2 protein-coding genes (1 of these 2 only partly in view) are annotated in these 14,643 nt (G+C 65.9%); both read left to right on the plus strand.

All coding sequences use genetic code 11. The annotated features are described in order from the left end of the window. A protein-coding gene (locus tag PLD_RS12540) for an SDR family NAD(P)-dependent oxidoreductase (protein ID WP_159893010.1) crosses the window boundary here: on the plus strand, window positions 1–2,419 show its final stretch. Its footprint begins 12,578 nt before the window's first position; only the last 2,419 of its 14,997 coding nucleotides appear in the window; the start codon falls outside the window, past its left edge; the stop codon is at window positions 2,417–2,419. Next, window positions 2,416–14,631, plus strand: a complete 12,216-nt coding sequence (locus tag PLD_RS12545) for an SDR family NAD(P)-dependent oxidoreductase (protein ID WP_159893012.1) — start codon at window positions 2,416–2,418, stop codon at window positions 14,629–14,631. The genes PLD_RS12540 and PLD_RS12545 overlap by 4 nt, the downstream gene beginning before the upstream one ends. The last annotated feature ends 12 nt before the right edge of the window (window positions 14,632–14,643 follow it).

Consider the following 14,643-nt stretch of genomic DNA (forward strand, 5'->3'; position numbering starts at 1 on the left):
TATCAGCCGCTACCTGCTGGCCGATTATCAGGCCCGGGTCATCTGGCTGGGCCGCAGCGGTACCGATAGCGCCAAGGTGCGGCAACGGCTGGCGGATTGCCTGCAGCGTGTCGGCGGTGCGGTCGATCCGGCGCAGTTGCAATACCTGCAGGCCGACGCCAACGATCCGGCGTCGCTGCAGCGTGCCGTGGCACAGGTCAAACAGCGTCACGGGGCGATTCACGGGGCGATCTTCTCTGCCGTGGTGTTCAACCATGAAGACCTGATCACGCGGATTCCCGAGCCGCAGTTCCGCGAAATCCTGGAAGTGAAAAGCCGTGGCGGCATCGAGTTTTACCGGGCCCTGGCCGAGGAACCGCTGGATTTCCTGTGTTACTTCTCGTCGGGGCAGAGCTTTGCTTTCTCCGGCGCTGCGCGCTTGGGCGCCTATGCCGCCGGCATCACCTTTGGCGACACCCTGGCGCGCAGCCTGCGGCGCCAGGCGGCGTTCCCGGTAGGCACGATCAACTGGGGGTTCTGGCTGTCATCGCTGACTGAGCAACAGGCACTGGACCCTTCGGCGCAACCGATGAGCCGCCACGCCGGGGCTCTGCAGGATCGCGAGGGCTTTGAATGCTTTGCGCGGCTTGTCCAAGCGCTGAGGGAGGGCCGGCTCGATCAGGTTATCTGCATGACCGCCTCCGCGCCGGTCCAGCAGTTGATGCAGTTGCAAACGCAACCGGTAGTCCTTGGCGAGCCGGATCCCTCGCCCGCCAACCATGGCTTCGAGCGCTACCGCCGCGCCGCCGCGCCCTTGCTGGCGACCCACGATCCGCTGCCGTTTGATCAGGCCATGGCCGGGATGCTGCTGGCCCAGCTACGCCAGATGGGGCTGTTCACCCAGGCGGGTGAGTTTCAGGACAGTGAAGTCCTGCGCCGGCAGGCCGGCATTGGCGAACACTATGGTCGCTGGTGGTCCACCAGCCTCGAACTGCTGCAACAGCATGGACTGGTGCAGCGCCGCGGCACGCAGGTGGGGATCGAGGAGCAGGTATCTGGCGTACACCTGCAGCAATGGGTCGAACGCTGGCACCTGCTCAGGGATGCCTTGATCGCGGTTCCTCAGCGCAAGGCCCAGGTGGAACTGGTCGACGCCTGCCTGCAACAGTTGCCGGCGATACTCGATGGGCGCACCCAGGCCACCGATGTCATGTTCCCCAACAGCTCGATGGAGAAAGTCGAAGGCGTGTATCGCCACAACGCGTTGTCCGACTATTTCAATCAGGTGGTCGCCGGGGTGGTGCAGCAGCAGATCGAGGCGTTGTTGGCCCGCGACCCGCAACGTCGGGTACGGATCCTCGAAATAGGGGCGGGTACCGGCGGCACCAGCTCCATCGTGCTGCCGGCGCTGCAACCCTGGCGCGAGCACATTGACGAGTACTGCTACACCGACATCTCCAAGGCATTCCTGATGTACGCCGAGAAAACCTATGGTGCGGCCCATCCGTTCCTCACCTACCGAGTGTGGAATGTCGAGCAGCCGCCGCAGGCCCAGGGGTTGGAGCAGGGCGGATACGACATTGTGATTGCCGCCAACGTGCTGCACGCCACCGCCAGGATCCGCCGCACCCTGGCTCATGCCAGGGCGCTGCTGCGCCACGACGGGATGCTGCTGATGAATGAAATCAGCGACAGGTCGCTGTTCGCCCACCTGACCTTTGGCCTGCTCAAGGGCTGGTGGCTGTACGAAGACCCCGAGCTGCGCATTCCCGGCACCCCGGCCCTGTATCCGCAAAGCTGGGCCCGGGTGCTGGGCGAAAGCGGGTTCAACCAGGTTGCCTTCCCGGCGGAATCTGCCCACGGCCTCGGCCAGCAGATCATCGTCGCCTACAGCGATGGCCTGGAGCACCTGGCGGCACTGGATCAAGCCGCGACGCCGCTGCCAAACCCGCAACCACCGAGCGGCCACAGCGCGCAGTCGCTGAGCGCCGGTCAAGGTGGCAGTCGCGAGGCCCTGACGGCGCTGGCGCTGGCGGGCCTGGCCAGCACCCTGCAACTGGAGCCGGGACGGATTGCGGCGGATCAGCCCTTCGCCGACTACGGCATTGACTCGATCCTGGGGGTGAGTTTTGTCAGTCACCTGGGCGAGGCCCTGGGGACCGAGCTCAACACCGCCTTGCTGTTCGACTACCCAACCCTGGACAGCCTGGTGGGCTACCTGCTTGACCACTACCCGACGCATTGCGCCGGCCTGGGCGGCGCGCCGACAGCGCCCGAACCTTGCGCGCCCGACAAACCGCCCACGGCGTCCGTGGAGCAACTTGAGGCGCTGTTTCTCGCCGGTGAACTGGCAATCGATGCCTTGCTGAACATCGTCGACGACAGTGCGACGGCAAACCACGGAGCAACGCAGGCCACTGCCGGGAAAGGACAATCATGAGCAGCCAAGCATTCCAGTCAATTATCGCCAGGCTCCAGCAGCGCCAGATCAGTGCAGCCCAGGCCAGGCAACTGTTGCAACAACTCAAGATGGCCAGCCGGACGAGCACTGCAACAGCGCCCGGGGCCGGCGCGCCGGCCCATGAGGAGATTGCCGTGATCGGCATGGCCGGGCAGTTTCCCGGGGCCGAGAACGTCGAGCGCTTCTGGCACAACCTGAGTACCGGGGTCGACGCGGTGGCCGAGCTGGGCGCACCGTATCTGGACTGCGCGCGCAGCTATTCGCCGCAGCGCCAGCCCGGCAAGACCTACTGCAAATGGGGCGGCGTTTTGCAGCAGCGGGATGATTTCGATCCGCTGTTCTTCAATATCTCGCCCCGCGATGCCGAGTCCATGAACCCGCATCAGCGGCTGATCCTCCAGGAGAGCTGGAAAGCCCTGGAAGACGCCGGTTACAACCCCAAAAGCTTTCGCGACCGCTCGGTGGGGATCTTTGTCGGTGCGGAACCCAGCGGCTATTTCCACGAAACCTTCATCGGCGCCTCCGACGCGATCATTGCCTCGCGGCTGTCCTACTTCCTCGACTTCAAGGGGCCGGCGCTGGTGGTCAATACCGGCTGCTCGTCATCGGCCACGGCGATCCACCTGGCCTGCGAGAGCCTGCGCAACCACGAGGCGGACCTGGCCCTGGCCGGCGGTGTGTTCGCCACCCTTGGCGAGCCCGGCCTGATCAGCCTGGCGCAGATGGACATGCTCTCGCCCAGCGGGCGCTGCCATACCTTCGATCAGCGCAGCGACGGCATCGTGTTGTCGGAAGCGGTCGGGATGCTGGCGCTCAAGCGGCTGTCCCAGGCGCTGGCCGATGGCGACCCGATCCATGGGGTGATCTGCGCTTCGGGGATCAACCAAGACGGTGCCAGCAACGGTATTACCGCCCCCAGCGGCCAGGCTCAGGAGCGCCTGATCAGCGAGCTGTATCGGCGCTTTGCCATCGACCCGCGGCAGATCAGCTATGTCGAGGCCCACGGCACCGGCACGCCCCTGGGCGATCCGGTCGAGGTCAACGCACTGGTTCGCGCCTTTCGCCAGTTCACCGCCGATACCGGCTATTGCGCGTTGGGCAGCGCCAAGGCGCACATCGGCCACACTTCGGCCGCGGCCGGGGTGGTCAGCCTGATCAAGATCCTGCTGTCGATGAAGCACCAGCAATTGCCAGGGGTGCTGAACTTCCAACAGCTCAACCCGCGGATCGAGTTGGCGAACTCGGCGTTTCATATCCATCGTGAGCCCAGGGACTGGCTGGGCACCGGGAACGGGCCGAAGATGGCCGCGCTCAACTCTTTTGGCCACAGCGGCACCAACGTGCACATGGTCATCCGCGAAGCCGTCGAAGTCGCCGTCGCGCGGCCTACCGAGGAGCCGCGACCACGCCTGCTGCCGCTGTCGGCGCGCACCGCCGAGAGCCTCAAGCGTTATGCCGCTCAGTTGCGTCAGGCGCTGGACGATCCGGCACTGCGCCTGGCGGACCTGGCGTACACCCTGCAAACCGGCCGGCTGGCGCAGGATCACCGATTGATCCTGGTCTGCGCCGACAAGGATCAGTTGGCGCAGCAGTTGGACGACTGGCTGGACGGCCGTTCGCCCCGGCACTGCTGGTCGGCGCAGACCGGCGCGGGCGAGCATCCGGACATCGAGCTGCCGGCTGTCGCCGATCAGGCGAGCCTGTCGTCCGTGGCTGAGGCTTGGGCAGCGGGCGGCAAGCTGGATTGGGCCGCGTTCAACCGCCTTCATTCTGCGGATGCCCGGCGGGTCCACGCTCCGGTGTATCCCTTTACCCGGCAAAATTTCTGGATAGCACCCGGGCAACGCGGTGGCGCGGCAGGCGAGGCCAGCGCCGGGGCCGCTTGCATGCCCGGCAGGCTGCATCCGTTCCTTGCGCGAAACACCTCGGACCTGCATTGCCAGCGTTTTTCCAGTGTGTTCGATGGCGAGGAGTTTTTCCTCAAGCAGCACGTGGTGGGCGGACAGCGCATTTTCCCCGGCGTCGCTCACCTGGAGATGGCCCGGGCCGCGGTGGCGCTGGCGATGCCCGGGCCACCGCGCTCATTGAGCCAGGTGGTCTGGCTCCGGCCCTTGATCATTGGCGCCCGGGCACGGCAGGTCGATATCGAGCTGATGCTGGAAGAGGACGGGCAGGTCCGTTTCGAGATCTCCAGCCGCGAGCTCGATCCGCTCACGGGACAGGCAACCGCAGAGCCGTTGCTGCACAGCCAGGGCCTGGCGGGCCTGGCCCAACCGGCGGCGCCGCATCAAGTTGACCTGCAGGCACTCAAGGCGCGGACCCGCGCTGGAAGGTTAAGCGCCGCGCAGTGTTACGACGCCTACCGGGGAATGACGTTCGAACACGGACCGGCCTATCAGGGCCTGCAATCGCTGGACCTCGGACCGGGCGAAGTGTTGGCGCAACTGCTGTTGCCAGCCTGCCAGCGCGACAGCCTCGACGACTACGTGCTGCACCCGTCGCTGCTGGACTCGGCGCTGCAGGCCGCCATTGGCCTGAGCCTGGGGGCCGACCTGGTGCTGGCGCCAGGCGATCGGCAGCACTTGCCGCCGCTGATGCAACCGACACTGCCGTTTGCCCTCGAAGGGTTGCAGGTGCTGGAGCGCTGCAGCGAACGGATGTGGGCCCGGGTGAGCTACGCCGAGCGCCGGGATGACCAGCCGGCCGACGGCGCTTTGCAACGCTTGAACATCGAGCTGTTCGACCAGACGGGCAAGCGCTGCGTATTCATGCAGGGGTTCACCTCGCGGGTGCTGGGCGAGCGTAGCGAACCTGTAGCCCACGACGCGCCGTTGATGGAAACCCTGCTGTTCCAGCCGCAGTGGGTTGAACAAGTCGCGTCCCAGGGACATGCGCCCGGTTTCAGTCGCCGGCTGGTCCTGCTCAGTGGTTTCGACCCGCAGACGGCGGATACGCTGCAGCAGCAACTGAGGCTGGAGGGTGACGCCTGGCACTGCGCGCTCTTGCCCGCGCCGCAGCCCGATCAGGCCGCCGATTATCAACACACCGCGCTGGCGCTGTTGCAGCAGATCCGCCGGTTGCTGGCAGAGGGCGGCGGGCGGCAGTTGATCCAGTTGGTGGTGCTTGACCCGAGCGGTGAACGGTTGGTCGGCGGCCTGGCGGCGATGTTACGCAGCCTGCACCTGGAAATGCCCGACGTCAGCGGCCAGTTGATCGAGCTGGACGAGCCCGCATCGCTGGCGCAACGGCTGCTGGAAAATGCCGCTGCGGTCGAGGTCGAGGTTCGCTACCGAGCGGGCCGGCGCCAGGTACGGCACTGGTGCCCGTGCCCGGCAGTCGATCTGGCCATTGGTGCGCCCTGGAAGGACGGCGGCGTGTACCTGGTGACCGGTGGCCTCGGTGGCCTCGGGCGGCTGTTTGCCCAGGCCATCGCGGCCAGTGTCAGCGATGCCACCTTGATCCTCACCGGTCGTTCGGTTGCCGCGCCGCAGTTGTTGGCCGGAATCGACGCGGGACGCAACAGGCTGGAATACCGTCAGCTGGATGTCAGCGATGCCGAAAGGGTGCACAAACTGGTCGAGGAGATAGTGACCGAGTACCACGGGCTCAACGGTGTGCTGCATAACGCTGGGGTGATCCGCGACAGCCTGTTGATCAACAAACAGGATGAAGACCTGCGCCAGGTCATGGCCGCCAAGGTGGCCGGCACCCGCAACCTCGACCTGGCCACTGCGGCCTTGGCGCTGGACTTCTGGATCTGCTGTGGGTCCGGGACCGGCGTGGTGGGCAACGTCGGCCAGGCCGACTACGCGGCAGCCAACGCCTTTGTCGACCGTTATGCCGCCTATCGCAGCCAGTTGGTCGCCCAGGGACTGCGCTGCGGCCAGAGCCTGGCGATCGACTGGCCGCTGTGGAAAGAAGGGGGCATGCAGGTCGACGAAGCGACCGCGCAGCAGATGGCGCACAGCACCGGCATGGTTGCCATGCCGAGCAATGCCGGCATCCACGCCCTGCGCCAGTGCGTCGCGCTGGGAGTGCCGCAGGTGTTGGTGATGCACGGTCGACGGGCCCCCATCACCGCATTGGTGACCGCTCATGGCGGCGTCGATGCCGCGATCGAGGTCCCGGTGCCGGACACCCAGGCTGCGCCGACCAATACCGCCCCCTTGACGCAGATGCTGCAACGCACGCTGATCGAGTGGGTGTCCGCGCAGATGAAAATTCCCGTCGGCGAAATCCGTCTCGATGCCGAGTTCAGCCAATACGGCTTTGATTCGATCAGCCTGACCACCCTGGCCAACACCCTGAAACAGCACTGGCGGCTTAACCTGGCGCCGACGATCTTCTTCGAATACCCCACGCTCGGGCGTTTTGTCCTGTATCTGGAACGTGAGCATGGCCGCGTGCTGAGCGCCCGGCTGACGCCGCCCCCAGCGGCGCCTGTCGCGCCACCTCGGCAGGAACAGGCGCAGACCGCGACCTGGGCAGCGACACGCCGGCCGTTGAGCCCCAGCGGCGCAGCCCGGGATAACGCCAAGCCCACTGCGCCGCAGGCTGAGGAGGACATTGCAGTGATCGGCATCAGTGGGCGCTTCCCCGAGGCCGAGGACGTCGAGCAGTTTTTCCGTAACCTCAAGGAGGGCCGGGACTGCATCAGCGAAATACCGGCCAACCGCTGGGACTGGCGCGAGTACTACGGCGATCCGCACCGCGAGGTCGACAAGACCAACGTCAAGTGGGGCGGCTTTATCCAGGGCGTCGATCACTTCGACCCGCTGTTCTTCGCCATCTCGCCGCGCGAAGCGCAGTTGATGGACCCGCAGCAGCGTCTGTTGATGACCTACGTGTGGCTGGCCATCGAGGACGCCGGCTACGCCAGCGCCGACCTGGCGGGCAGCGATACCGGGATTTTCGTCGGCACCGGGGTCACCGGCTACAGCAGCCTGATCGCCCGGGCCGGGGTGCCGATCGAGGGTTACAGCGCCACGGCAATGGTGCCTTCGGTCGGTCCCAACCGGATGAGCTTCCTGCTGGACCTGCACGGTCCCAGCGAGCCAGTGGAGACGGCCTGCTCGTCGTCGCTGGTGGCCATCCATCGCGCGGTCCAGGCCATGCGCAACGGCGATTGCCGGATGGCGGTGGTCGGCGGGGTCAACACCCTGATCGCGCCCGAGGCGCAGATCAGCTTCAGCAAGGCCGGCATGCTGGCCCTCGACGGGCGCAGCAAGACGTTCTCGGCCCAGGCCAACGGCTATGCCCGTGGCGAAGGGGTGGGAATGATCGTGCTGAAGAAACGCGCCCAGGCCGAGGCCGACGGCGATCACATCTATGCACTGATCCGCAGCAGCGCCGAAAACCATGGCGGCAAGGCCAACTCCCTGACGGCGCCCAACCCGCGGGCCCAGGCCGAGTTGCTGAAGTCGGCCTACCGCAAGGCCGGGGTCGATCCGCGCAGTGTCGGTTACATCGAGGCTCATGGCACCGGGACCGAACTGGGTGACCCGATTGAAATCAATGGCCTGAAAATCGCCTTTCGCGAGCTCGCCGAAGAACTCGGCGTCGATGAGCCGGGGCAAGGCTACTGCGGCGTGGGGTCGGTGAAGTCGAACATCGGCCATCTCGAACTGGCCGCCGGGATTGCCGGGGTGATCAAGGTGCTGCTGCAACTCAAGCACAAGACCTTGTTCAAGAGCCTGCACTGCGAACAGCTCAATCCCTATATCGAGCTCGATCACAGCCCGTTCTTTGTGGTCCAGCAAAGCCGGCCCTGGGTGGCCTTCAAGGACCACCAGGGCCATCCCTTGCCACGCCGTGCGGGGGTCAGCTCGTTCGGTTTTGGCGGCGCCAATGCCCATGTCCTGCTGGAGGAGTACCTGGCACCCGCAGCCCCTAGCCATTCGGCGACGGCAGGCGCGCGGGCCTTTGTGCTGTCGGCCAAGACCCCGGAGCGCCTGCGCGAATCGGCTCGGCGCCTGGCGGATCTGATTGGCGCCGAGCCCGCCGAGGCCAGCCTCGATCCGCAGCGCTACCTCGATGACCTGGCGTATACCCTGCAGGTTGGCCGGGACCTGATGCAGGAGCGGCTGGCGCTGTTGAGCGACTCCCTGAGCGATCTGCAACGCCAGCTCAATGACTTTGCCGCAACGGGCAACGCACGTTATCGCGGCACCGGTGAGGGCGAGCAGCCGGCGCTGGCGCTGTTTCGCCAGGACGAAGACATGGCCGCGGCACTGGCGGCCTGGATCGATAAACGCAAGTACCCGCAGTTGCTGGAACTGTGGGCCCAGGGCTTGACGATCGACTGGCAGCGCTTCTATCCGGCCGGCCACGGGCGGCGGCGCCTCAGCCTGCCAGGCTACCCATTTGCCCAGGAACGCTACTGGGTGACAGACCTGAGCCGCAGCCAAGGGCACGCGCCTGTCCCAGGCCGCGCCTGGTTGCACCCGCTGCTCGAACGCAATACCTCGGACTTCTATCAGCAGCGCTTCAGCAGCCGTTGGCAGGGGGAGGAAAGCTGGTTTGTCGACCACCAGGTCGACAGCCGCAAGACCATGCCTGGCGTCGGCTATCTGGAAATGGCCCGGGCGGCGATTGCCCGCTCGCTGGACGGGCAGGCGCTGGCTGGTGGCCCGCTGCAGTTTCAAAACGTGGTCTGGCTGGCGCCCTACACGCCGACGCCGCAGCACGATGAGCTGCATACCGAGCTGACGCTGGCGCAGCAGAAGGTCGAGTTCAGAATCTACTCGCAGGCCCAAGGTGTCGCGTTGGAACACTGCAAGGGCAGTGCGCAGGTGATGCCTCCCGTCTCCGTGCCCGCCCTGGACCTGGACAGCCTCTGCGCGGCGCCCTGGCAACGCAGCCTTGAAGCCGCCGAGCTGTACCCGCTGTTCGCGGCGATGGGCATCCACTATGGTCCCGGCCATCGGGGGGTTAGCCGGTTGTGGCTGGGTGAAGACCGGGTGCTGGCCCGGCTTGAACTGGCCCCTGAGTGGCTTGAGGGCGAGTGGGTGCTGCACCCGGGCCTGTTGGATTCTGCCGTCCAGGCCTCGCTCGGCCTCTTGCTGCAAGAGCGTGACGAGCCCGGCGAGACACGCTTGCCCTTTGCCGTCGAGCAACTGGACGTCTACGGTTCCTGCCAAGCGCTGATGTGGGCGCTGATAAGCCTTGAGCGTCGCACTCCGGGCAGTGTTGTGCAGCGGATCGATATCGACCTGTGCGACGAGCAAGGGCGAATCGCCGTGGCCTTGCGTGGTTTCAGCTCGCGGCCGATACCGGCCGGGGCTGAACGTCCGGGCCCCGTCGATGACACGCGGCTGCTGCCGGCTGGGCTGAGTTTGCTGGCGCCGCAGTGGCGGGTTGCGGATAACCCGTCGACGCCGCCGCAGGCGTTGCCGACCTTGGCCATTGGTGCATCAAGTGAGCGCCGCAACTGGTTGGTCGGGCAACATGCGCAGATCGAATTCTTGCCCTTACTGGCGCCGACGATTGACGGTATTGCCGCGCAACTGGCGGCTTGTGCGCCGTTTCAACGACTGATCTGGCTGGCGCCGCAGGCGTCAACCGAGCAGGCCGCGGAGGCTGGCGATCATGCTGCACTGATGCTGTTCAAACTGATCAAGGCCCTGTTGCAACTGGGGTTTGCCCAGCAGGCGTTGCAACTGCAGTTGATCTTCACCACCAGCATTGCGCTGCGCCCCGGTGAGCCATTGGCGCCGGAGCAGGCGGCCTGCCATGGCCTGGCCGGGGCGCTGGCCAAGGAACATGAATCGTGGCGGGTGGAACTGATCGACCTGCCGCTGGGCAGCCAGGCGCTGCCCCAGGCGTTGCCCGAACCGCAACTGGCGGGTGAGTGCCTGGCGTGGCGCGAGGGTGAGTGGTTTAGCCAGCGGCTGTTGCCGCTGGCCTCGCGACCCTGTGCCGAGATTGGCGGCGTGCATTACCGCGAAGGCGGCGTGTACGTGGTGATTGGCGGCGCCGGGGGCATTGGCCAAGTATGGACGCGCCATGTGATCAGTCATTGGCGTGCCCAGGTGGTCTGGCTGGGCCGCCGCGAGGCGGACGAGGCGATCAATCAGCAGCTTGTGGCCCTGGCGCAGTTTGCCGCGCAGTGCCAGGCCCCAGCGCCGTTGTACATACAGGCCGATGCCGCCGATATCGGGCAACTGACTCGGGCCCGGCAGCAGGTGGTCGAGGCCTGCGGCCCGATCAATGGCTGGGTGCACTCGGCACTGGTACTCGACGATGGCCGCCTTGCGCAGATGGACGAGGCGCAGTTCAGCGCGGTTTTCCAAGCCAAGCGCCTGACCAGCATGGGGCTGGCTCAGGTCTGCACGGCGGCGGATGCCCCGGCGCCGGATTTCCTGCTGTTTTTCTCGTCGATGGTTGCCTTCAGCAAAGCCGCGGGGCAGGGCAACTACGCTGCGGGTTGCGCCTTTGTCGATGCCTTTGCCGCCCGGCTCGATCAACAGGGGCGATGCCCGGTCAAGGTGATCAACTGGGGGTATTGGGGCTCGGTGGGGGTGGTGGCCGAGCCGGGCTATCGGGCGCGGATGGCCGCCCAGGGCCTGGGTTCGATCGAAGCGTCGGACGGCATGGCGGCGCTGGACTGGCTGCTGGCCAGTCCCTTGCCGCAGTTGGGCTTGATCAAGCTGCTGGAGCCGATGGCCATTGCCGGTATCGATAGCGACAGGCAGCTCGATTGCTACCCGGCAGACGCGCCACTGACGCACGATAACTGGGGCGACGCGGTTCAACGCTGTGGCCGTGCGCCGCAACAGCATCCGGCGGCCCGGGCAATGGACCGGCTGCTGCTGGCGCATACCCTGGCCTGTCTCGGTGAACTGGCCGCTGGCGGGCCGCTGACCGAGCAACGGCTCGGCGCCGACCCGGCAGTGGCTGCCAATCTGCAGGCCCAGCCGTTTTATCGTCGCTGGCTACGGGAAAGCCTGCGGTTGCTGGTGGACAACGGTGATATCGATGAGCAGGGCCGGCTGTTGGTGGCCCTGCCTGATCCGGCGACGCTGTGCGCAGATTGGCAGCAGGCCAGTGAGGAGTGGCGCCGCGAGGGTGACCTGCAGGCCCAATTGGACCTGGTGCAAACCTGCGTTGAGGCCCTGCCGGCGATCTTGCGTGGCGAGCAGTACGCCACTGAAGTGATCTTCCCCGGTGGCTCGATGGCCTTGGTGGAGGGCATTTATAAAGACAACCGGACCTGTGATTACTTCAACGCGGTGCTGGGGGAAGTGGTGGTCGATGTCGCTCGCCGGCAGGCCGAGGGCGCCAGGCCGCTACGGATTCTTGAGATCGGCGCCGGCACGGGGGGCACCACCGCCGGGCTGATCGACAGGTTGCGTCCCTGGCAGCAAGGCATCGCCGAATACTGCTACACCGACTTGTCCCAGGCGTTCCTGCGCCATGGCGAGCAGCAGTTCGCGGCGCAGGCACCTTACCTGCGTACGGCGATTTTCGACGTCACCCAGGCCTGCGCCGAGCAAGGCATCAGCCTGCAGCACTATGACCTGGTGATCGCCACCAATGTGCTGCATGCGACGCCGGACTTGCGGCGCACCCTGCAAAACGTCAAGGCCACGCTGCGCCAGGGCGGCCTGCTGCTGCTCAACGAAATCAGCGACCGTTCACTGTTCACCCACCTGACCTTTGGCCTGCTCCAGGGCTGGTGGCTGCATGACGATACGGCGTTGCGCATCCCGGGATGCCCGGGCCTGTCTCCACTGCGCTGGCAGCAGCTGCTGCAGGAGCAGGGCTATGAACGCATTGCCTTCCCGGCCACCGCCAGTCATCAACTGGGGCAGCAGGTCATCGTCGCCGCCAGCGATGGACGGGTGTGTCTGCCCGCGCCGCGCACCGTCGTCGCCACAGCCACAGCCACAGCCACAGCCACCGAGCCGCAAGTGCCGCGGCCGAAGCCGAAGAACATCCCGGCCGACACCGCTGAACACCTGTTGGCGGAGCAGTGTCGGCAACTGATCACCGGGGTTCTGGCGCAGTTGGTGAACATCGCGCCCGAGCGCTTGCAACGCGATGCGGCGTTTGATCGTTATGGCGTCGACTCCATCTTGCAGATCAGCCTGATCCAGGCGTTGGAGAAAAGCGCCGGCGAACTGTCGCGGACCCTGCTGTTTGAACACAACACCATCAATCAGTTGGCGGACTATCTGCTGGCCGAGCATGGCCCGGCGCTGGCCCGGCATTTTGCGCCGTTGCAGTCGGCCCCGCGCCAGGGACCGGCGCAACCTGTGGCGCACTGCGCCGCACCCGCCGCACCCATTCGTCAGGCCCCGGCCAGGCCGGCGCCCCGGCAGTCGGACCGAGTCGAGGCGTCGAACCGCGACATCGCGATCATTGGCGTGAGTGGTCGCTACCCGATGGCTGCCGATCTTCAAGGCTTTTGGGACAACCTGCGCAACGGCCGCGACTGCGTCAGCCAGGTCCCGGACCAGCGCTGGTCGCAGACCTTGAACGGGCCCCAGCCTTGGGCCGATGAACGCTGCTACGGCGGCTTCCTGGAGCAGGTCGAGGCCTTTGATCAAGGGCTGTTCGGGATCAGCGACAGCGAGGCGCAGCACCTTTCGCCCGCGTTGCGCCAGATGCTTGAAGTGGCTTGGCTGACCTTCGAGGATGCAGGTTACAGCCGCGACGCACTGGCGCGGTTCCAGCAGGACGACGTGGCGGCGATCGGGGTCTTTGTCGGGTCGATGTACAACCCGTCGCCAGGGCGCGAGAGCAATCCTGCCCATGCGGCGATCAAGGCCAATGTCACGGACTGGCAGATCCCCAACCGGATTTCCCATTTCTTCGATCTCAAGGGCCCGAGCCTGGCGGTCAATAGCGCCTGCTCAAGCTCGATGTCGGCGATCCACCTGGCCTGCCAGAGCCTGTTGCAGAACGACTGTGCAATGGCCATTGCCGGTGGGGTCAACCTGATCCTCGATCCGTCCAGGTACCAGACCCTCAAGCTGGCCAACTTGCTTGGCAGTGCGGATCGGTGTCGCGGCTTCGGCCAGAGTGACGGCATGCTCCCGGGCGAGGGGGTTGGCGCGGTGCTGCTCAAGCCACTGGCCGCCGCGCTGGCCGATGGCGACCGGATCTGTGGCGTGATCAAGGGCAGCGGGATCAACCATGGCGGCGGCCAACTGATGTATTCGGCGCCCAACACCCGCCAGAAAATCCGCCTGATCACCCAGACCCTTAGGCGCTCGGGCCTGACGCCGGCGCAGATCAACTACGTTGAAGCCGCGGTCAATGGCTCAGAGCTGGGTGACCCGATCGAAGTGGCGGCGTTGAAACAGGTCTTTGGCGAACAGCCACCCGGGAGCTGCGCGCTGGGAACGGTCAAGTCGAACATTGGGCACCTTGAGGCGGCATCCGGTATCTCCCAACTGACCAAGGTGCTGCTGCAGTTGCAACACCGGCAGTTGGCGCCGTCCATCAATGCCGAGCCACTGAACCCGCATATCCGGCTCGATGGCAGCGCTTTCTACCTGCAACAGCAAGCCTCGCCTTGGGCCGCGCTGCTGGCGGCGGATGGAAGCGTGCAACCGCGTCGGTGCCTGATCAACTCCTTTGGTGCCGGTGGCAGCTATGCCGCTCTGGTGGTCGAGGAACATCAGGTGTCGCCACCACCATTGGCCAGGGCCGGGGGCGAACAGCTGTTGATGGTCGCCGCGGCCAGCGCTGCAAGCCTGTTGGCCTACCTGCACAAACTCCAGGCGCTGATCATTGCTGATTCATCCATCGAAGTGTCAGATCTGGCCTACAGTTTAGCCCTGCGCGATCGTCGTCTGGCCCACCGTGCAGCGCTGTTGGTGGATGGCCACGAGCAACTGCAGGTGCGGCTGCAACGGTTATTGGACGGCACCCCCGACAGCGGTTGCTGGTTGACGCCGATCGATGGAATTGAAGAGGGCGAGCACGGGACGGCCTCGGGGTCACTGAGCCAAAGGGGGCAAGCCTGGTGTTGCGGCGCCGAGCTGGATATTTCGACGCTGTACCCGCAGGGCGGCAACCGGATCTGGCTGCCCGGCTATGAGTTCGAACATCCACGGGCGCGATCGGCCCAGGCCGACACCGCACCTGCCGCGCGGTTCACCGAGGAGCTGTATCGGCGCATCGGCCGCGGCGAGCTGGGCGCCGAGCAATTTGAACAGCTGCTGACCACCTCTAACCACTGAACAGGGATGCTC

Source organism: Pseudomonas sp. LD120 (genome assembly GCF_009861525.1).
In the GTDB taxonomy this organism is placed as follows: domain Bacteria; phylum Pseudomonadota; class Gammaproteobacteria; order Pseudomonadales; family Pseudomonadaceae; genus Aquipseudomonas.

Bases quoted from the DNA above. Each gene is read 5' to 3' on its own strand.
- PLD_RS12545 (WP_159893012.1), top strand. From the start codon at position 2,416: ATGAGCAGCCAAGCATTCCAGTCAATTATCGCCAGGCTCCAGCAGCGC.